Here is a 20,122-nt window from a genome sequence, read left to right on the forward strand (position 1 = left end):
CTGCGTTTCTATCGCGTCCGTCTATCTCATCCTGCCCTCTAGACGCGGATCAGCCGGCAAGCCGCGCCTCGATCGCGCCGAGCGCCTCGCCGGCGCGCGCGCCATCGGGGCCGCCCGCCTGCGCCATGTCCGGGCGCCCGCCGCCGCCCTTGCCGCCGAGGACCTCGGCACCCACCCGAACCAGGTCGACGGCGCTGAACCGCGCGACGAGGTCTTCGCTGACGCCGACGACGATCGCCGCCTTGCCGTCTTCCGCGACGCCGACAAACGCGACAACGCCCGAGCCGACCGATTTCCTGGCTTCGTCGACGAGACCCTTCAGGTCCTTCGGCGCGATGCCCTCGACCACGCGGCCGAGATAGCGGACGTCGCCGACATCGCGCACGCCATCGCCCGACGCCTGCCCGCCGCCGCCGAGCGCCAGCTTGCGCCGCGCATCGGCGAGCTCGCGCTCGAGCCGCCGCCGCTCTTCGACGAGGATCGTCACGCGCTCGACGGCCTCGTCCGGACGGACCTTCAGCGCCTGGGCGACTTCCTTCAGCCGCTTGTCCTGCAATTCGAGGTGATCGCGCGCGGCCTTGCCGGTCAGCGCCTCGACGCGGCGGACACCCGACGCGACCGCACCCTCGCCGACGATCGTGACGAGCCCGATCTCGCCCGTGCGGCCGACATGCGTTCCGCCGCACAGCTCGACCGAATAGGCCTTACCATCCCGCTCGCCCATCGAGACGACGCGGACCTCGTCGCCATATTTCTCACCGAACAGCGCCATGGCGCCAGCGGCAATCGCTTCGTCGCGCTCCATCAGGCGCGTCGATACGGCGCTGTCCTGCAGCACCACCTCATTGGCGATGTCCTCGACCGCCGCCAGCTCTGCCGCATCGATCGGCTTCGGATGGCTGAAATCGAAGCGCAGCCGATCCGGCGCCACCAGCGAACCCTTCTGCGCGACATGCTCGCCGAGCACCTTGCGCAGCGCCGCATGCAGGAGATGCGTCGCCGAATGATGCGAGCGGATCGACGCGCGGCGGCCATGATCGACCAGCAGCCGGGCCGAGTCGCCGACCTTCACGCTGCCGCTCTCGACGACACCGTTATGGACGAACAGCCCGTCGCCGCGCTTCTGCGTGTCCTCGATGCGCACCCGGCCGCCGCCTTCAGTCTCGATCGTGCCGGCATCGCCGACCTGACCGCCCGATTCGCCATAGAACGGCGTCTGGTTGACGATGATCTGCACGCGTTCGCCAGTCTCGGCAGCGGCGATCTCGGCGCCGTCGCGGACAAGCGCCAGCACCTTGCCTTCGGAAGCCTCGGAGGAATAGCCGAGGAATTCGGTCGGACCGAGCCGATCGCGCAATGTCAGCCAGATCGTCTCGGCTGCGGTATCGCCCGAGCCGGCCCAGCTGGCGCGCGCCTCCGTCTTCTGGCGCTCCATCGCGGTCTGGAACACGTCAGTATCGACGCCAATGCCGCGGGCGCGGAGCGCGTCCTGCGTCAGATCGAGCGGAAAGCCGTAGGTGTCATAGAGGCGGAACGCCGTCTCGCCATCAAGCGTGGCGCCGGAAACAAAACCTGTCGTCGCCTCGTCGAGCAGCACGAGGCCGCGGGCCAACGTGCGGCGGAAGCGGATTTCCTCCAGCCGCATCGTCTCGGTGATCAGCGCTTCGCCACGCACAAGTTCGGGATAGGCCTGGCCCATCTCGCGCACCAAAGCCGGCACCAGCCGCCACAGCAGCGGATCGGCAGCGCCGAGAATATGCGCATGGCGCATGGCGCGGCGCATGATCCGGCGCAGCACATAGCCGCGACCCTCGTTCGAAGGCAGCACACCGTCAGCGATCAGGAAGGAAGAGGCGCGCAGGTGATCGGCGATGATGCGATGGCTGGCGCGCTGCGCGCCCTCGGCCGGCACGCCTGTCGCCTCGACGGAGGCGCGGATCAGCGCCTTGAAGAGATCGATGTCGTAATTGTCGTGGACGCCCTGAAGCACGGCGGCGATGCGCTCGAGCCCCATGCCAGTATCGATCGACGGGCGCGGCAGCGGCAGCCGGTTGCCCGGCGCGATCTGCTCGAACTGCATGAAGACGAGATTCCAGATCTCGATGAAGCGGTCGCCATCCTCATCCGGGCTGCCCGGCGGGCCACCCGGAATGCCCTCGCCATGATCGAAGAAGATCTCGGAGCACGGGCCGCAGGGGCCGGTGTCGCCCATCTGCCAGAAATTGTCGGACGTCGCGATACGGATGATCCGCTCTTCGGGCAGGCCGGCGATCTTCTTCCAGAGATCAAACGCCTCGTCGTCCTCGTGATAGACGGTGACGAGGAGCTTGTCCTTGGCAAGGCCGAACTCGCGCGTCACCAGCGTCCAGGCCAGCTCGATCGCCCGTTCCTTGAAATAGTCGCCGAACGAGAAATTGCCGAGCATCTCGAAGAAGGTGTGATGCCGGGCGGTGTAGCCGACATTGTCGAGATCATTGTGCTTGCCGCCGGCGCGCACGCATTTCTGCGACGTCGTCGCCCGCGGCCAGGGCGCCGCGGCCCGGCCGGTGAAATAGTCCTTGAACTGGACCATGCCGGCATTGGTGAACATCAGCGTCGGATCGTTCTGCGGCACGAGCGAGCTCGAGGCGACGATCTCATGGCCGTTCTGCTGATAGAATCCGAGATAGGCCGACCGGATGTCGTTGACGCTGCTCATGGAATGATCCGCTTGAAGACCGGGAGGCCGCGTCGCGGATGCCCGGTGAGAAACCTGGCCGCGTTTGTAGCGGCCGGCCGCGGGACTGTCCAGAAAGCAGCATTGCCGACACAGCACCGGCGAGGCGCCGCCGCCGCTTTGTCATGCCTCAGTGGCCGCGACCGTCATAGGCGTTGACGGTGACCGATGCGAGGTCGATGCCATCGATGCACCGCACATTGACCGCAACCATGTTGCTGCCATCGGGCCCCTTCGCTCGCGCAAAGGCTTCGATGCCGCAATCCTGGCAGAAGAGATGATGGATGATGTGACGGTTGAATTGATAGTCGGTGAGGTTGTCTTCCCCCGCCGTCACGCTGAAGTTGCTCGCCGGGACGAAGGCGAGCCAATGTCCGCGCTTCTGGCAGATCGAGCAATTGCAGGAGATCGCGCTGGTGAAATCGCCATGCGCCTCGAAACGAACCTTGCCGCAGTGGCAGCCGCCTGTCTCGTCCGTCGCTTCAGCCATCCTCAACCTCCCTCAAAGCGAAGGCGCAGCTCGCCGCGCCTCCGCTGGTCACGCCTCCAGGTGATTACGCTTCCAGGGCGTCGTCGCCATCCGCTTCGGCTTCGCCATCCTTCGAAAGCAAGGCCTCGGCAAGCAGGCCGGCATTCTGCCGGATGGCCTGTTCTACCGTGTTGGCGATCTCAGGATTGTCGCGGAAGAACGCCTTGGCATTCTCGCGGCCCTGACCGAGACGCTGGCTGTCATAGGAGAACCACGCGCCCGACTTTTCGACGATGCCGGCCTTGACGCCGAGATCGATCAATTCGCCGACCTTCGACACGCCCTCGCCATACATGATGTCGAATTCGACCTGCTTGAACGGCGGCGCCAGCTTGTTCTTCACCACCTTGACGCGGGTCTGGTTGCCGACGACCTCGTCGCGATCCTTGATCGCGCCGATGCGGCGGATGTCGAGACGGACCGACGCGTAGAATTTCAGCGCATTGCCGCCGGTCGTCGTCTCGGGATTGCCGAACATGACGCCGATCTTCATGCGGATCTGATTGATGAAGATCACCATCGTCTTCGACTTCGAGATCGAAGCGGTGAGCTTCCTGAGCGCCTGGCTCATCAAGCGCGCCTGCAGGCCGGGCAGGCTGTCGCCCATCTCGCCCTCGATCTCGGCGCGCGGCGTCAGGGCGGCAACCGAATCAACCACCAGCACGTCGATGGCGCCGGAGCGCACCAGCGTATCGGTGATCTCGAGCGCCTGCTCGCCGGTGTCCGGCTGCGAGATCAGGAGGTCATCGAGATTGACGCCGAGCTTGCGGGCATAGACGGGGTCAAGCGCATGCTCGGCATCGACGAAGGCGCAAATGCCGCCATTCTTCTGCGCTTCGGCGATGGTGTGCAGCGCCAGCGTCGTCTTGCCCGAGGATTCCGGCCCATAGATCTCGACGATGCGGCCGCGCGGCAGACCGCCGATCCCGAGCGCGATGTCGAGCCCGAGCGATCCGGTCGGGACAGTACCGATCTCGACGACCTTGTCGTTCTTGCCGAGCCGCATGATCGAGCCCTTGCCGAACGCCCGCTCGATCTGGCTGAGAGCGGCATCCAGCGCCTTCGACTTGTCCATTGTGGCCCCTTCGACGAGACGGAGAGAAGTTTGCGACATACGTGCGATCCTTATTCCATACTGCGAGGAGTCGATCAAACTGAGAACATTGTACATGTTTTGTTCTCATCCGCAAGCTGCATCCACGCCTTGCCGCCCGCATATGTGAGTCCTGCCATGCAGCGCGGCCGGGTGGTGCGACATGCCCCTCTGTGATGCTATGCAGCGGGAAATCCGCACTGTTTCATCAAGTAGAGAGAGCGACCTCAACGTGCAGCGCCCTGCCCTCCTCGTGACACTTCTCGCCATGCTGGCGCTCAGCGCCTGCCAGGCCCCGACCAACCAACAGCTGGGCGGGATCGCCGGCTCGGCCGTCGGCGCCATGATCGGCAGCCAGTTCGGCTCCGGTGCAGGCAAGCTCGGCGCGACGATCGTCGGTGGCGGGATCGGCGGCATCATCGGCAGCCAGATCGGCAGGAGCATGGATCAGAACGCGCAGCGCCAGGCCTCGGAGGCGGAGACGCGCGCGATCACCACCGGCCAGCCCGGCGTGCCAGTCAGTTGGAACGCCGGATCGAGCCACGGTCAGGTCATTCCCGGGCCGATCCGCAAGCAGAGCGGCCGCGAGTGCCGCCCCTACACGCACCAGATCGTCGTCGACGGACGCGGCGAAGCCCTGCGCGGCACCGCATGCCGCATGCCCGACGGCTCGTGGCAGACGATCTCCTGACCAAGGTTTCAACAACATGGTATCCGCAATGAGCCTTTCCGATCGCATCCGCCTTTCCGACGAAGTCGCCGCGGCGCGGGCAGACGGGCGCCCGCTCGTCGCACTGGAGACGACGATCGTCACCCATGGCATGCCCTATCCGGAAAATGTCGGGACCGCCCTTGCCGTCGAAGAGGTCGTGCGCGGCGCGGGCGCGGTGCCGGCGACGATCGCGATCATCGATGGCGCGATCCGCGTCGGACTGACCGCCGCCGAGCTCGAAGATCTGGCCGGCATGAAGAACGTCATGAAGCTGTCGCGGGCCGATCTCGCCTTCGCGCTTGCGACCGGCCGGCCGGGCGCCACCACGGTAGCCGCGACCATGATCTCGGCGGCGCTTGCGGGCATCCGGGTCTTCGCGACAGGCGGAATCGGCGGCGTCCATCGCGGCGCCGAAACCAGCTTCGACGTCTCGGCCGATCTCTATGAGCTCGCCGAGACGCCTGTCACGGTGGTCTCCGCCGGCGCCAAGGCGCTGCTCGATATCCCGAAAACGCTCGAAGTGCTGGAGACGCTCGGCGTGCCCGTAGTGACGGTCGGCCAGGATATGCTGCCGGCCTTCTGGTCGCGCGACAGTGGCCTGCCCTCGCCGCTCCGCCTCGACGATCCAGCTGATATCGCGAGCTTCCTTGCAACGCGCACCGAGCTCGGTCTCAAGGGCGGCCTGCTGGTCGCCAATCCCGTCCCGCTCGCCGACGAGATCCCGGCCGCCGAGATGCGCGCCCATATCGAGGAGGCGATCCGCGACGCCGAGCGCGACGGCATCCGCGCCAAGGCGGTCACGCCCTATGTGCTCGGCCGCATCCTGACGCTGACCGGCGGGCGCAGCCTCGTGACCAATATCGCGCTGGTCAAGAACAATGCTCGCCTCGCCGGCGAGATCGCCGTGGCGCTTCAGGCCGTGGCGGGGTGACGCGCATGGAGGACGTGGCCGACCTCCGCTTCATCGAGCGGCGACGGCCCCGTCACATAGAGACTGCCAAGATCCGGGCCTGACAGATTGGCCGTCACTTCGAAGCCGAGGGCGGCGAGATGCCGCTCCATTTCGTCGGGCCGGAAATAGCTGACGAAAGGCTCGCCAAGCTGGGCCGCGCGGCCGGCAAGCGTCAGGAAGGCCAGCCGCTGCAACACGCCGACCCGGTCCGGAGGCTCGGCATAATCGAGCACCAGCTCGGCGCCGCCCTTGCGGGCAGCGATGATGCCGAGCGTCGTGAGAATGGCAATCTCCGACAGATAAGGCACCACGCCAAGCCAGGAAAAGAACACCGGCGCATCCGGCTCAAGCCCCGCGGCCTCAAGCTTGCCGTCCAGCCGATCGATGGAGAAATCGACCGGCACGAAGCGCGTGCTTTCAGGCACGGGAATGAGTGTCTGCTCGAGGCGTTGGCGCTTCCAGGCCTGGGTTGCCGGATGGTCGACCTCATAGACGACGACGCCCTGGTCGGCGAAGGGGTTGCGATAGGCGAACGTGTCGAGCCCTGCGCCAAGCACGACCACGCGGCGAACACCGCCCGCGACGGCCGCCGCAAGCTTGTCCTCGGCAAAGCGGCTGCGGGCGGCCAGGAAGGTGCGCAGCGCAGCGCCGCCCGATGAATCGGCGCGGCTGATTTCATCGCGCGCAACCGGCGAGCCCCGATCGCCGCCGATGATGGTCAGCGCAAGCGGGTCCTCGAAGATCAGCGGCTTGTCGAGCAACTGGTGCGCCGCCCGGCGCATCGCGGCTCGAAACGCCGTGGCGCTCGGCTTTCCCTCGATCACGTCCGTATAGCTCCCTTGTCCATGAGCCTGCCGGACAATGCTGACGACTGGTCTTGGATGCAAGCGGCGAGCCCGTCGAAGCTCAACGCAGGCATCCGAGATCGGTGAGGAGATGCACTGCGTCGGCGCGGGCAAGTCCCGGTGGATCGCCGCTCGCCGGCAGGATGAGCACGGCGAAGCTGCCGTCATCATCGGCGATGATGTGAAACGGCTGGAAGGCCGCCGTCGCGTCGGCGCTGGCCTTGCCGCAATAGCCGCGGCCGTTGCGGGCAAGCGATGGAGCGAGATCGCGGATACGGGCAGCTGCCGGATCGGGCAGCCGCGCCGCGACCGCGCCGATAATGGCCGCCTGCAGCGCGGGCGTCGCAAGCGGCGTCCCGACATAGCTCTGCGCATCTGCCGGCAAGCTTGCCACGACCATCGCGCCTGCCGCGATGATCAAACCGCCATGACGCATCGTCATTCCTCCACGCATCATCCGCCAGCCGCGGGCGATTGATGACAATTCGGGCGCGAGATGCAAGGTCTACCCGGTCGAGGGCGGCTGATGATGTAGGCCACATGGCCCTTCAGGCGAGTGCCGATAGGACATCCATAAGCGCTACAGGCACCTCTTGATCCGCCTCAACGGTGGGGCTGATGATCCATGGTCCGCCGCCAGGTGCAGGTCCGGTGCCAACGGCGGCCGGTCACCAGGCGAGGCGCAAGGCCTCGAGCCCGTGAAAATGATAGCTGTCGCGATAGCGTGGCGGCGCCGCGATCCTGAGGCCCGGCAGCCGGGCGAAGAGGATCGGCAGCGCGACCTGCAGTTCAAGCCGCGCCAACGGCGCGCCGATGCAGAAATGGATGCCGCCGCCGAAGCCGAAATGCGCCAGCGCCGGGCGCGCCGGATCAAGGAGGGCCGCATCGACATAACGCGTGGGATCGCGGTTGGCGGCGCCGAGCACCAGACCGACGCTTTCGCCCTTCTTCAGCGCGATGCCGGCATAATCGAGATCTTCAAGCGCATAGCGCGAGAAGAAGTGCAGCGGCGGATCGAAGCGGAGGCATTCCTCTGCCGTCGCCTCGACAGCCTCGTCGGTCGCGAAGACGACGGCAGGATCGAGCCCGGTCTCGAGGATCGCCTTCGCGCCATTGCCGATGGCATGCACAGTCGCCTCATGGCCGGCGTTCAGAAGCAGGATGATGGTCGCGATCAACTCGTCTTCCGAGAGGCGGTCGCCCTTTTCCTCGGCGGCGATCAGCGTCGAGACGAGATCGTCAGCCGGCGCCTTGCGCCGCTCGGCGATCACCTCTTTCAGATAGGCGACGAAATCCTGAACCGCCGCGACGGCCGCATCCTCGATCGCCCGCGTGCGGCCGAACTGATACATCGCCACCATCTTGTGCGACCAGTCGAGCAGGTCGTCCGCGCGGCTCGTCGGCACGCCGAGCATCTCGGCGATGACGATGACCGGGATCGGCGTCGCGAAAGCCGCGATGAGATCGACCTCCCCGGCATCTTCGAAGCGATCGATCAGTTCATTGGCGAGCGCCGCGATGCGCGGCCGCAGCCGCTCGACCTGCCGCGAGACGAAGGCCCGATTGACGAGGGTTCTGAGCCGCGTATGCGTCGGCGGCTCGCGATCGAGCATCGAGAGCGTGTCGATGTCGGTGAAGGGTCGGAGCCGCTCCGGCACCTCGGGAATGCCCAGTTCTTCTCGCGTCGCGACATGCAGGATCTCGCGACCGAAGCGCTTGTCGCGGAAAAGCGCATGCACGTCCGCCGCATCGAGGAAGCACCAGAGGCCGTACTGCTCCCAGAAAAACACCGGCGCGACCGCCCGGATCGCCTCAAAGACCGGATAGGGATCCTGGAAAAAGGCCGGATCGCGGGCGTCGATGGAGACGCGGCGCGTCGCGGGGTCGATGCGAAAGGGAGCGGAGGTCTGCGGCGCGAGGCCTGTGGCAGTCGGCTGTTGGATGATCACGCTGTCCCGTCTCGATCCGTGGTGCACCGCGCAAGGTTCGGATGCGGACGGACGGGATGCAAGCGGCCATTGCATCAGCGGCCATGCAGCGAGCGCAAACGCTACTCTCCCAGCGCTTCCTTCACGGCCGTCGCGAGCTGCTTCAGCGAGAACGGCTTCGGCAGGAAGCTGAAGCTCTCGCCGTCGGGGAGGTTGCGGGCAAAGGCATCCTCGGCGTAGCCCGAGACAAAGATGATCTTGAGGTTCGGCCGCGTCTTGCGCAGTTCGCGCAGCAGCGAGGGGCCATCGAGTTCAGGCATCACCACGTCGGAGACGACGAGATCGATCGATCCGCCGGTACGTTCCATGACTTCGAGAGCTTCCGCGCCTGATGAGGCCTCGTGCACCGTATAGCCGCGCGACGCGAGCGCACGGGCGGCGAAGGCACGCACCGCCTCCTCATCCTCGACCAGCAGGATATTGGCGCTGCCGGTGAGATCCGTTTTCGCCTGCGGCTTCTCGGGCGCGAGCTCGGCTTTCGGCTGCTCCACGGTGACATATCGCGGGACAAAGATCCGGAAGATCGTGCCCTTCTCCATGACGCTGTCGAAGAAGATATGTGCGCCCGTCTGGCGCACGATGCCATAGACGGTCGAAAGGCCGAGCCCAGTGCCCTTGCCGACGTCCTTCGTCGAGAAGAACGGCTCGAAGATCTTCGACTGGACTTCGAGCGGAATGCCTGTGCCGGTGTCCTCGACCTCGATCAGCACATACTCGGCCGCCGGCAACGCCTTGTAGCCGAACCCGGCACAATCGGCCGGCAGGATGTTGCGGGTGCGGATGGTGAGCTGTCCGCCCGCAGGCATCGCGTCGCGCGCATTGACCGCGAGATTGATGACAACCTGCTCGAACTGATTGAGATCGGCCTTGATCGGCCAGACGTCGCGGCCATGCACCACCTGGAGCTTCACCTTCTCGCCGAGCAGCCGCTCGAGCAGGATGGAGAGATCCGAGAGCACGTCTCCGATAGCGAGAATCTGCGGGCGCAATGTCTGGCGGCGCGAGAAGGCCAGCAGCTGCCGCACGAGGCCGGCGGCCCGGTTGGCATTCTGCTTGATGTTCATGATGTCCTGGAAGGACGGGTCGGACGGCCGGTGATTGGCGAGGAGCAGGTCCGAGAAGCCGATGATCGCTGTCAGCACATTGTTGAAGTCATGCGCGACGCCGCCGGCGAGTTGGCCGATCGACTCCATCTTCTGGCTCTGCTGGAACTGCTGTTCCAGCGCCCGCTGCTCGGTCGTGTCGAGCGCATAGATCGTCGCGATCTCGTGTTCATCGGCGCCTTCGTCAACGGCGCTGACATAGAAACGGGCGCTGCGGTCGCCGGGACCGGCGATGCTCGCATCGACGAACGGAATGTCGCCATGCCCGGCCGCGGCCGCTTCGAGGGCGCGTTCGACGGCCGCTCGCCCGCCCTCGGCGACGATATCGGCAAGGCGAAGCCGACCGCCGCCATCGCCCTGCACCGAGCCGAACAGCCGCGCAAAGGCGGCATTGGTCCGCCCGATGCGGCCGCTGCGATCAACGGAAGCGATGGCGAAGGGCGTATGGTTGAAGAAGCGCGTGAAGCGAACCTCAGCGGCCCGCAGCGCCTCGGACACATCCTCGCCCGGGCCACGGTTGAGCACGATGGTCCGCGTCGCGCCCGGCGCCCCGTCATGCGCATAGGGCACGCGATGCAGGAAGCGCACGGGCAGGCTCTGTCCGTTCTGCTTGACGAGGTCGAGGTCGAAAATTTCGGTTTCGCTGCCGCCCGGCCGCGCATTGCCAGCTGCGAGCAGGGCGGCGCCATCGCCGCGCACGATGTCGGCGAGCGCGATCGAGCCGGGCTTGAAGAAGGCGAGATCGATGCCGAGCCATTCCGCCAGCGTGGCATTGAGATAGACGATCCGGCCATCCGGCTCGGCCGAGAGGAAGCCCGCCGGCGCATGGTCGAGATAGTCGATCGCGTGTTGCAGGTCCTGGAACACCGTCTCCTGCTGCTCGCGATCGCCGGTGATGTCGGCGAGCCGCCATGCGGTCAGGAACTGATCCCCCGCCTGGATTGGCCGGGCATGGACACGATACCAGCGTGGCCCGATCGGTCCGGTGCCGGAGAGCGGCGCCGGCATGCGGATTTCCTCGACCGCCGCGCGCTGGTGACGAACTGATTGCGACAGGCGGTAGAGCGCCTCACTGGCTGCCTGATCCCCGGAAAAGACGCGCTCGATGACGCGGACATCGCTCTCGTCGTCTGCGCCGATCAGGTCCGCATAGGCACCGTTGGCATAGAGAATGCGCCCCTCGCGATCGCTGATGACGAGGCCTTCCGTCATCGAATCGATGAAGCCGCGCGCCAGGTCATCACGCGGGATCTGGCCACCGAAGCGCACCAACCCGATCGCGGCAGCAAAAAGCGTGAAGACGCCGAGCACGGCGAGAATGCCGAGGACGGCAAAGATGAAGGGCTGCGCCGAAGACGGCGGCAGCATCGCGCCAGCCACCGCAACGGCAACAAGCACAACCGCCAGCACCACCAGCCGACCGATGCCGCCCGTCCGGCCGCCACGATCGATGACCGGTGGGCGCCCCTCCGCGCCGCCGAATCGCGACGTCATGGCACACCGCCCGCCACAGCGGCGCCCACTGCACGGCATATATCAACGGCCCCCCGGTTTGTGGCCGGGCTGGCTGTAAAGGAGACGGCACTGATGCGGTGCGGCTGCGGGAGCACGATCGCGGACTTTCGGAAGACGGCTCGAACAGGCGATTCGCGCAGAAATCGAGCCAGCTTGTTCAGGTGATGGTTAGTGAATTGCTAACGGCTTTTCGGCATTGATAAGCCGATTCGTCGTCGCGGCCCTTGCCAACTGCGAGCCGGCGCACGAAAACCCCTTCTAATACCACGCGCTCGTCGCGTATGGACCTTGACGATGGCGGGCGCCCTTGCCGGTGCCGGCGCACCAGGAGAGCGGGATGCGTGACTATCTCGAACCGATGCTCGGCACGACCGGCGCCACGATCGCCCAATTTGCGATCACGCTGGTTATTGTCGCCATCATCATATTGATCGTGTTCTGGCTGATCAGGACGTTCACGGGCAACCGGATCGGCACGACGGCGATCCGCGGCCGCCAGCCGCGCCTCAGCGTCCTCGACGCCCTGCCCGTCGACCAGAAGCGCCGGCTGGTCCTGGTGAGGCGCGACAATGTCGAGCATCTCATCCTGATCGGCGGCCCCACGGACCTCGTCGTCGAAGCCGCGATCCATCGCCCCTCGGCAGCCCAGCGCCGCGCCGAAGCCGCTGCACGGACTGCGGGCCAGACGCAGCGCTACCAGTCGGCACCGCCGATCGGCGAGCCGATGCGCGGCCCCGCCGAGGAGGCTATTGCAGAGGCGCCGCCGCCCACACCCGCCACCTGGAGCGAGCCGCCTCGTGCAGAGCCGAGCCGCGCAGAGCCGGCTCGCACCGGCTTCGTCGCGCCCGCGGCTGAGCCGGCCGCCATTGATGACGAGCCCGAACGGGTAGACCCGGTCCGCGCCGAAGCGGAAGAGGCGGCACCCGTCGCCGAGACCGTCGCGATTGCAGAGACCGTCGAGGTTGTCGAAGTCGCGGCGGAGCCCGCCATCCCGACCGTCCGCGCACCCAAGGCGCCAACAGGGCCGACCCGCGCCATGGCATCCTTCCTTGGTGCGGTCGGTCGCGGCCGGACGGCATCGGAGCCTGCCGCGACGGAGCCGCAGGCCGAACCACGTCGACCTGAGCCGCCGATGCGTCCGCTCGGCCGCGCAACGCCTCTGGCGCCCAAGTCGCCCGAGCCGCCGGCCGAGGAAACCATCGACGTCGCGCCGTCCGTCGAACCGCAGCGCGCGGAGCCGCCCCGCGTCGAGCCGGTCCGGCCGCAGCCGCGCCCGGCGATGCCGCCGGCGCCGCCCGTCGCGCCGCCGGTCATGGGTGATGAGCCTTACGGCGCGCCGACCGCCGATCCCGACCACAGCCCGCGGTTCGAGCCGATCTTCGACATCAATCCCGATGATGTCCGCGATCCCGGCCGACCGATGCGGCCGATGCGCGAGCCGGCCACCTCCGCGCCGTTCGTCGAGCCGCCGCGCGAGCCGCGCCTTGCCGAAGAGACGCTTGACGAGGCTCCGGCCATCGAGCCTGAGGATCGCAGCCGCCCGAGCTCGGTCGGCGATCTCGAAAAGGAAATGGCACGCCTTCTCGGCGAAATCTCCGGCAGCCGCCGCAGCTAGGCTCTGCGAGGTCACAGAACTGGATAAACGAAAGAGGCGCGGTCATCGACCGCGCCTCTTTCAGATGATCACCCCATCGAGCCAGCCAGTACCGCGCCGTCTAGTCGTCGCGATAGACCCTTTCGCGGCGCTCATGCCGCTCCTGGGCCTCGATCGACAGCGTTGCGATCGGGCGTGCGTCGAGACGCTTCAGGCTGATCTGCTCGCCGGTCTCCTCGCAGAAGCCGTAGCTGCCGTCGTCGATCCGCTGCAGCGCCGCGTCGATCTTGGAGATCAGCTTGCGCTGCCGGTCACGTGCGCGAAGCTCGATCGCGCGATCCGTCTCGGAAGAGGCGCGATCGGCGAGATCGGGATGGTTCTGGTTTTCGTCCTGCAGATGCTGAAGGGTCTCGCGCGACTCCTTCAGGATGTCCTCTTTCCAGGCGAGGAGCTTCTTGCGGAAATACTCTCTCTGCCGCTCGTTCATGAAGGGCTCGGTCTCAGAAGGCCGATACTCTTCAAGACTGTCTAGCGTCATGAACAACCCCTGGCTCGGTGGCTTTGCGGCGCGGAATATAGCGATGCACTCGCCCGAGGACAACAGCCGTGGAATCTGTTTGTCATACGTTGGATTTTCCCGAGAAGGCCTCTCATAAACGCCGGCTAACCACCATATAAGACCGAGGTTTTCGGGCATCGCGCCAAAAGCGTCGACGCGCATGCCACCGCAGGCGCGGTCACGCCGCAAACCGCTCCGGGCCGGCGATTCGATCGCGGCATGTCTCGCTTGGGAGAGGGTTTGTTAAGGATGACGAACGCTTAATGGCCGCTTGAGCCGCCGCCACGATTGCTCCGCCGAAAAGGACGCGCCCATGCCCACGCATGCCATCCAGCCGATCTCAGCCGACCTTGCGATGGTTTCGACCCGCGAGGCAGCCGTTGCCGTCTGTGCCGCGATCGAGACGACCATGGAATCCTTGTTGCAGCTCATCGAAGCCGAGAGCGTGCTGCTGCGGGCCGGCAAGACGGTCGCCGCTGCGGCGCTCGACGCACGCAAGAACGACTTCGCCGCCGCCTATCTCAATGATCTCGCAGTGCTGCGCGAGGTCGGGCCGGAACTCGAAGCCTTAGCCCCCGACGCTGTCGATCGTCTCCGGCGGCTGCATGAGGAGTTCGTTTCGGTGCTGCAGATCGACATGGCGGCGCTCGCCACGGCCCGCGCGGCAGCCGAGCCGCTTCCGACGCGCCTTCCGAACGGCCGCGGTCCTATCGCCGACGGACGGCCCCTGCCGCGCCTCGACCGGATCGGCCGCCACATCCCACAGCGTCTCGCCTCCAGCAGCCGCCGCTGACCGTCGGCGTTAGCTCGCCTTCGCCAGCGCCGTATCAACATCGTGCAGGATGAGCCGCTGCGCCTCCCGCATCGCGCGATAGAGCTGCCCGCTGTGAAGCTGCCGCTCGATCGCCTCGACGAGCGGCCGGCACGCTGGTTCGGCAGCGACGATCTCGCGGGTCAACCGCGTGATTTCAGGCAGGAAGCGGCTCGCGTCACGCGAGAGATACATCGACTGCATCGCGAGATAGAGCCGTTTGGGCAGGGAATTGGCCGCCTCGGGCGCCATCATGTCGCGTTCGCGCAGAACCGGCGCATCGCCCTCGATGCAGAGGCGGGTTCGGCCGCCCTGATTGACGATCACGAGGTCGCCGAGCAACACCCGTTCGCCTGCCTTGAGCTCCAGTTTAAGCGCCATCGGTCGTTCTCCTGACAGCAGCGCCTCGGCGCCGGAATCGGGCACGAATCGCGTCCCGACGGCACAAACGCTAAGTCCATATTCCTTAATCACGGGTCAGCGGAAATGGTGGCTTTTGAATGAACGAAGCCAACACGCCGCCTCGTCGGACGCTTCATTCGAGCCCATACGGCCGCGCGATCGTCGTCGCGATCAACCATTCGCCGCCGCTCCGGGGGCGATGCCATGTCGACAGCATGGCCGGCGGCGGCGTGCGCACGCTCGGCTACTCAGCGGCCGTTCGACCGCGGCCGGGTTTCGTGCTAGGAGCGCCGCTCGGCCGCAAGGTCGGCGGCACATTGCCGGGACGAAACAAGTGCGGTCACGATAAATGCGCCTTTTGCTCCTCCGCCACGCGAAGTCGGCCTGGGATGTTCCGGGCGCTCCCGATTTCGACCGGCCGCTCGCGCCCCGCGGCCGGCGCGCCGCGACGATGATCGGCGAACATCTGGCGGCGCATCGGCTTCTGCCGGACCGCATTCTCTGTTCCTCGTCGCGCCGCACGCGTGAGACCTTGATCGGGCTTCTGCCTGTCATTGCGAGCGACCTCGAAATCCGCATCACGCGCGATCTCTATGAAGTAACGGCTGCCGCCTATGCCGATTGCATCGCGGCGCTCGGCGGATCGGCGCGGACTCTGCTGGTCATCGGCCATAATCCCTCGGTCCAGGAATGCGCGCTCGAATTGATCGGCAGCGGCAATCCGGCATTGCGGGACGAGATCGGCGAGAAGTTCCCGACCGCCGGCCTCGCCGTGATCGATTTCGAGCACCACAAATGGTCGGAACTGCGCCCGCGCACCGGCCGCGTCGTCGCCTTCTTCCGGCCGCGCGAGCTTGAGATCGTCGGATCGGAGCCGCCTTCCGACGACGAATAGCCCTTCCGCCAGCCCGGCGCGGTTCCTACATCCTCGCTGGCCCGCGGCCGCGCGATGCTGTGGCGTGACGTCAATTCTGGCAACGGATGGACTGCGATTGAACCTCTCGAGCCTTGCCGACGAAGCCCGCCTCGCCTTCACGACGCTGGGAGACCGCGCAACCGACATCGTCAATCCAACAGTCCGCCTCGGCGTCACCGGCCTCGCGCGGGCCGGCAAGACAGTGTTCATCACGGCGCTGGTGCACAATCTCGTCCATGGCGGCCGCCTGCCGGTCTTTCGCGCCTATGCGACCGGGCGCGTCACTGGCGCCCGGCTCGAGCCGCAGCCTGACGACGACGTTCCGCGCTTCGACTACGAGGATCACGTTCGCGCGCTGGTCGAAGAGCGCATCTGGCCCGAATCGACGCGCCGGATCAGCGAGCTCCGCCTGTCGATCGCCTATGAATCGGCGTCCTTCCTGCGCCAGCGTCTCGGCTCGGGCACGCTGAACCTCGACATCGTCGACTATCCCGGCGAGTGGCTGCTCGATCTGCCGCTGCTCGCCAAGGACTACGCAGCATGGTCGCGCGAGGCGATCGCCCTGGCTCGCCGCCCCGGCCGGCCGCCGGCGGCCGCGGCCTTCCTGGCGCGGGCCGAAACCGTTGATCCCGCAGGCGCCGAGGATGAAACGGTGGCGCGCGAACTCGCGGCGCTGTTCACGGACTATCTGCGCGCCTGCCGGGCCGACGAGCATGCGCTCTCGACGCTGCCGCCTGGCCGCTTCCTGATGCCCGGCGATCTCGACGGCTCCCCGGCGCTGACTTTCTGTCCCCTGCCCGGCGAGGTCGCCGATCCACCAGCGGGATCACTCGGACGGATGATGGCCCGGCGCTACGAGGCCTATAAGTCGGTCGTCGTGAAGCCGTTCTTCCGTGATCACTTTGCCCGCCTCGACCGCCAGATCGTGCTGGTCGATGCGCTCAACGCGCTGAATGCCGGCCCTGCCGCCGTCGCCGACCTATCCACGGCCATGACGGAAATCCTCGGCAGCTATCGTCCCGGCGCCACGTCCTGGCTCGGCAGCCTATTCACACGCCGCATCGATCGCATCCTGATCGGCGCGACCAAGGCTGACCATCTCCATCACGCGGATCACGACCGGCTCGAACGCATCCTCGGCCATTTGCTGGCACCTGCCATCGGCCGGGCGGAAGAGGCCGGCGCGCGGGTCGAGATCGCGGCGCTCGCCTCTGTCCGGGCCACCCGCGAAGGCGTCGTCACCGCCGGCACCCAGAAACTGCCCTCGATCATCGGCACGCCGCTCGCCGGCGAGTTCTTCGAAGGTGAGACCTTCGACGGCAGAACGGAAATCGCGTTCTTTCCCGGGGACTTGCCGCGAAATCCGGGTGAAACGCTGGAAGGCGTTGATTCAATCTCTCAGCGAACGTCACCGCTTCGCTTCGTACGTTTCCGGCCACCCGCACTTGAACGGACCGCCGAAGGCATGAAGCTGTCGCTTCCGCATATCCGCCTCGACCGCGCGCTCGAATTCCTGATCGGAGACCGCCTGGCATGACCGTCGAGTACCCACGCCGGCCGGCCGCCTTCCGTCTTGACCGCGTCCGCGTCACCGATGATCCCGACGCGGCGCTGCGTCCCTCGGACCAGCCTGTGGTACTGACAGAGCCCGACGACGAGCCGGTTCCCGTCGTACTGCCGAAGCTGCGCCGCCGCATGCGCTGGTCGGATATCCTTTTCTCGGCGTTGGGCGTGCTCGTGTCGCTCGGTATCGGGCTCGCCATCGACCGCCTGATCCGCGATCTGTTCGAGCGCGCGGATTGGCTGGGCTGGATCGCCGTCGGCGCCGCGGCGCTGGCCGCAGTTGCCGTTGCGGCGATCTCCATTCGCGAAATCGCCGGCTTGATGCGGCTCCGGCGCATCAACCGCATCCGCGATGATGCCGAAGCCGCGTCGCGGCGCGACGATCGCAAGGCCGCCCGGGCGGTGGTGCGCGACCTCGCCGATCTCTACGGCGAACGTCCGGAAACCGCGAAAGGTCGCTCCAATCTTGCCGGCCACGCCGACGAGATCATCGACGGGCGCGACCTGATCGGGCTCGCCGAACGCGAACTGCTCGCCAACTTCGATACTGCCGCCAAGAGCCTCGTCCTCGCGAGCGCGAAGCGCGTCACGGTGGTGACGGCAATCTCACCGCGCGCTGCCGTCGATGTACTGTTCGTGCTCGTCTCGGCGCTGCGGTTGATCCGCCAGCTCGGCCAGCTCTATGGCGGCAGGCCCGGTACGCTCGGCTTCCTGCGCCTGGCACGGCTCGTGGTCGGCCATCTCGCGGTGACCGGCGGCATGGCGGCCGGCGATTCGCTGGTGCAGCAGGTGCTCGGACACGGATTGGCGGCGCGCCTCTCGGCGCGGCTCGGCGAGGGCGTCATCAACGGCATCCTGACCGCACGCGTCGGGATCGCGGCGATCGAGGTCTGCCGCCCGCTGCCATTCCAATCGGAAAAGCCGCCGGCGATGGCGGATTTCATGGCGGAACTCGCCCGCATCAATCCGGGCAAAAGCCGGCCGGCGGAAGAGTGAGGCGCGTCAGCGCGGCTTGTTGTCGGCCGCGAGGTGACGTCCATACTCGCGATCGCGCTCGTCGCGCTTCTGGACGAGCTCCTCATAGGCCCGCTTCGCATCTTCGGAGAGCGAAACGCGCTTCACCGGCGCCTTCTTGCGCGGCGGCTGCTTCTGGAAAGTCTCGTTGGCCATGCTCTGCTGTGCTCCGGGGCTGTCCGCCGGCAGACTAGAGGACACGCCCCGACGAAGCGAGCGACTGCGGAGACATCGCGCGATCTCTCCGGAGGTGCGGCAACGATGCCACGCCTTTTCGCCTCAGGCGACGCCGAGCTTCTTCTGAAGGCTCGTCGAGGAGGTCGTGTACTGGAACAGCACCTTCTTGTCGGGATTGACGACGCGGCTCGCCGCCTGGGCCATCAGCGCCGCCTCATGGAAGCCGGAAAGGATCAGCTTCAGCTTGCCCGGATACCAGTTGATGTCGCCGATCGAGAAGATGCCGGGCTCGGAGGTCTCGAACTTCTCGGTGTCGACCTTGATCAGGTTCTCATGCAGGTTGAGGCCCCATTCGGCGATCGGACCGAGCTTCATTGTAAGCCCGAAGAAGGGCAGCATCCGCGTCGCCGGCAGGCGATGTTCCTGGTTGTCGTTGTCGACGATCACGGCATGCGTCATGTGGCCGTCATCGCCTTCAAGGCCCGTGACCTGACCGAAGACCAGCTTCAGCTGACCGGCCTCGGCAAGAGCGCGCATCTTGTTGACGCTGTCTGGCGCGGCGCGGAAGGCGTCGCGGCGATGCATCAGCGTAACGCTCCTGGCCAGCGGCTGCAGGTTGAGCGTCCAGTCGAGCGCAGAATCGCCGCCGCCGACGATGAGGATGTCATGGTCGCGGAAGGCCTCCATCTTGCGGACGGAGTAATGCACCGACTTGCCCTCATAGGCATCGATGCCCGGTACCGGCGGCCGCTTCGGCTGGAACGAGCCACCTCCGGCGGCGATGACGATGGCCTTGGCGATGAAAGCCTTGTCATTGTCGGTCACGACGCGGAAGCGATTGTCCTCGAGCCGCTCGATGCCCGCCACCATCTCGCCGAGATGGAAGGTCGGTGCGAAGGGCTTGGCCTGCGCGAGCAGATTGTCAGTGAGGCCCTGGCCGGTGATGATCGGGAAACCGGGAATGTCGTAGATCGGCTTCTCCGGATAGAGTTCGGCGCACTGGCCGCCCGGCTTGTCCAGGATGTCGATCAGGTGACAGCGGATATCCAGCAGGCCGAGTTCGAAGACGGCGAACAGGCCGACCGGACCTGCGCCGATGATGACGACATCGGTTTCGATGATTTCGCTCATGATAGACCGCTGGACTTCCGTAAACATGAAGAGGCCGGCGTGGTTTAGCCCCTCGCTTGTGGCCTGCAAAGCATGTTTGTGCTCGCGAAGGGCGCTTCGGGAGAAATCGCTGCCTGAAAACGGCGGCAGATCAGCCCTGGCTCTCCGGAATGCGCACGATCAGGCCATCGAGCGCCGCCGTGACGCGGATCTGGCACGACAGCCGCGAGTTCGGCTGCACATCCTGGGCAAAGTCCAGCATGTCCTCTTCCATCGGCTGTGGCTCGCCTGTCGCCGCGACCCAGTCCGGATCGACATAGACATGGCACGTGGCGCAGGCGCAGGCGCCCCCGCATTCGGCCTCGATCCCGGGCACGGAATTGCGAACGGCATTTTCCATGACTGTCGTGCCCTCGCGGGCTTCGATGTCGTAGACCGTGCCGTTGAAGGCGATATAAGTGATCTTGGCCATGAGAACCGGTGCGAGATCGAGGGGAATGGCGATGTTGCGCCGCGACGCAGT

19 protein-coding genes are annotated in these 20,122 nt (G+C 66.3%); 7 read left to right on the plus strand and 12 right to left on the minus strand.

Going from position 1 to position 20,122, the window contains the following annotated elements:
* Window positions 1–49 precede the first annotated feature (49 nt).
* From alaS to recA, 3 genes are all read right to left on the minus strand, one after another.
* The gene (alaS, locus tag LB518_RS14930) at window positions 50–2,698 is read right to left on the minus strand and encodes an alanine--tRNA ligase (protein ID WP_224578318.1); all 2,649 of its coding nucleotides are present in this window, start codon (window positions 2,696–2,698) and stop codon (window positions 50–52) included.
* A 148-nt stretch (window positions 2,699–2,846) separates the two neighbouring features.
* Window positions 2,847–3,206: a GFA family protein gene (locus LB518_RS14935; RefSeq protein ID WP_224578319.1), complete on the minus strand. Its 360-nt coding sequence runs from the start codon at window positions 3,204–3,206 to the stop codon at window positions 2,847–2,849.
* 64 nt (window positions 3,207–3,270) lie between these two features.
* Window positions 3,271–4,359 (minus strand): recombinase RecA, encoded by a 1,089-nt coding sequence (gene recA, locus LB518_RS14940; protein ID WP_224578320.1) that lies wholly within the window; start codon window positions 4,357–4,359, stop codon window positions 3,271–3,273.
* Between the two features lie 160 nt (window positions 4,360–4,519).
* Here recA and LB518_RS14945 point away from each other — a divergent pair, with 160 nt between their 5' ends.
* Window positions 4,520–5,029, plus strand: coding sequence for an RT0821/Lpp0805 family surface protein (locus LB518_RS14945; RefSeq protein ID WP_224578321.1), 510 nt, complete (start codon window positions 4,520–4,522; stop codon window positions 5,027–5,029).
* Between the two features lie 28 nt (window positions 5,030–5,057).
* Window positions 5,058–5,981 (plus strand): pseudouridine-5'-phosphate glycosidase, encoded by a 924-nt coding sequence (locus LB518_RS14950; RefSeq protein ID WP_224578322.1) that lies wholly within the window; start codon window positions 5,058–5,060, stop codon window positions 5,979–5,981.
* Here the strand turns inward: LB518_RS14950 and LB518_RS14955 are convergent.
* The 4 genes from LB518_RS14955 to cckA form a co-directional block, all read right to left on the minus strand.
* Window positions 5,963–6,826 carry a class I SAM-dependent methyltransferase gene (locus LB518_RS14955; protein ID WP_224578323.1) on the minus strand — a complete coding sequence of 288 codons (864 nt, stop codon included), beginning with the start codon at window positions 6,824–6,826 and terminating at the stop codon, window positions 5,963–5,965. The two genes, LB518_RS14950 and LB518_RS14955, sit on opposite strands and share 19 nt — an antisense overlap.
* A gap of 82 nt (window positions 6,827–6,908) precedes the next feature.
* Window positions 6,909–7,283 carry a hypothetical protein gene (locus tag LB518_RS14960; protein ID WP_224578324.1) on the minus strand — a complete coding sequence of 125 codons (375 nt, stop codon included), beginning with the start codon at window positions 7,281–7,283 and terminating at the stop codon, window positions 6,909–6,911.
* 232 nt (window positions 7,284–7,515) lie between these two features.
* The gene (locus LB518_RS14965) at window positions 7,516–8,793 is read right to left on the minus strand and encodes a cytochrome P450 (RefSeq protein WP_502845836.1); all 1,278 of its coding nucleotides are present in this window, start codon (window positions 8,791–8,793) and stop codon (window positions 7,516–7,518) included.
* Between the two features lie 104 nt (window positions 8,794–8,897).
* The gene (gene cckA, locus LB518_RS14970; protein ID WP_224578325.1) at window positions 8,898–11,432 is read right to left on the minus strand and encodes a cell cycle histidine kinase CckA; all 2,535 of its coding nucleotides are present in this window, start codon (window positions 11,430–11,432) and stop codon (window positions 8,898–8,900) included.
* Window positions 11,433–11,790: 358 nt separating this feature from the next.
* Between cckA and LB518_RS14975 the strand changes: the two genes are divergently transcribed.
* Window positions 11,791–13,068: a flagellar biosynthetic protein FliO gene (locus tag LB518_RS14975; RefSeq protein ID WP_224578326.1), complete on the plus strand. Its 1,278-nt coding sequence runs from the start codon at window positions 11,791–11,793 to the stop codon at window positions 13,066–13,068.
* 100 nt (window positions 13,069–13,168) lie between these two features.
* Here the strand turns inward: LB518_RS14975 and dksA are convergent, their stop codons facing one another.
* On the minus strand, window positions 13,169–13,585 hold the full coding sequence (dksA, locus tag LB518_RS14980) for an RNA polymerase-binding protein DksA (RefSeq protein WP_224578461.1): 417 nt from the start codon (window positions 13,583–13,585) through the stop codon (window positions 13,169–13,171).
* A 334-nt stretch (window positions 13,586–13,919) separates the two neighbouring features.
* Here dksA and LB518_RS14985 point away from each other — a divergent pair, with 334 nt between their 5' ends.
* Window positions 13,920–14,399, plus strand: coding sequence for a hypothetical protein (locus LB518_RS14985; RefSeq protein WP_224578327.1), 480 nt, complete (start codon window positions 13,920–13,922; stop codon window positions 14,397–14,399).
* 9 nt (window positions 14,400–14,408) lie between these two features.
* Here LB518_RS14985 and LB518_RS14990 read toward each other — a convergent pair whose 3' ends face one another.
* Window positions 14,409–14,798, minus strand: coding sequence for a flagellar biosynthesis repressor FlbT (locus LB518_RS14990; RefSeq protein WP_224578328.1), 390 nt, complete (start codon window positions 14,796–14,798; stop codon window positions 14,409–14,411).
* A gap of 370 nt (window positions 14,799–15,168) precedes the next feature.
* Here LB518_RS14990 and LB518_RS14995 point away from each other — a divergent pair, with 370 nt between their 5' ends.
* The 3 genes from LB518_RS14995 to LB518_RS15005 all read left to right on the plus strand — a co-directional run bounded on the left by LB518_RS14995 (window position 15,169) and on the right by LB518_RS15005 (window position 18,294).
* Window positions 15,169–15,714: a SixA phosphatase family protein gene (locus LB518_RS14995; RefSeq protein ID WP_224578329.1), complete on the plus strand. Its 546-nt coding sequence runs from the start codon at window positions 15,169–15,171 to the stop codon at window positions 15,712–15,714.
* 91 nt (window positions 15,715–15,805) lie between these two features.
* A complete protein-coding gene (locus LB518_RS15000) occupies window positions 15,806–17,272 on the plus strand; it encodes a YcjX family GTP-binding protein (RefSeq protein ID WP_224578462.1) in 1,467 nt (488 codons plus the stop codon).
* The gene (locus LB518_RS15005; RefSeq protein WP_224578330.1) at window positions 17,269–18,294 is read left to right on the plus strand and encodes a YcjF family protein; all 1,026 of its coding nucleotides are present in this window, start codon (window positions 17,269–17,271) and stop codon (window positions 18,292–18,294) included. The genes LB518_RS15000 and LB518_RS15005 overlap by 4 nt, the downstream gene beginning before the upstream one ends.
* 6 nt (window positions 18,295–18,300) lie before the next feature.
* Here LB518_RS15005 and LB518_RS15010 read toward each other — a convergent pair whose 3' ends face one another.
* From LB518_RS15010 to LB518_RS15020, 3 genes are all read right to left on the minus strand, one after another.
* Window positions 18,301–18,468, minus strand: coding sequence for a hypothetical protein (locus LB518_RS15010; RefSeq protein ID WP_224578331.1), 168 nt, complete (start codon window positions 18,466–18,468; stop codon window positions 18,301–18,303).
* Between the two features lie 123 nt (window positions 18,469–18,591).
* On the minus strand, window positions 18,592–19,620 hold the full coding sequence (locus tag LB518_RS15015) for an NAD(P)/FAD-dependent oxidoreductase (RefSeq protein ID WP_224578332.1): 1,029 nt from the start codon (window positions 19,618–19,620) through the stop codon (window positions 18,592–18,594).
* Between the two features lie 130 nt (window positions 19,621–19,750).
* Window positions 19,751–20,071, minus strand: coding sequence for a 2Fe-2S iron-sulfur cluster-binding protein (locus tag LB518_RS15020; RefSeq protein WP_224578333.1), 321 nt, complete (start codon window positions 20,069–20,071; stop codon window positions 19,751–19,753).
* Window positions 20,072–20,122: the final 51 nt, after the last annotated feature.

The sequence above is a fragment of the Mesorhizobium sp. BR1-1-16 genome, from assembly GCF_020165495.1.
In the GTDB taxonomy this organism is placed as follows: Bacteria; Pseudomonadota; Alphaproteobacteria; order Rhizobiales; family Kaistiaceae; genus Kaistia.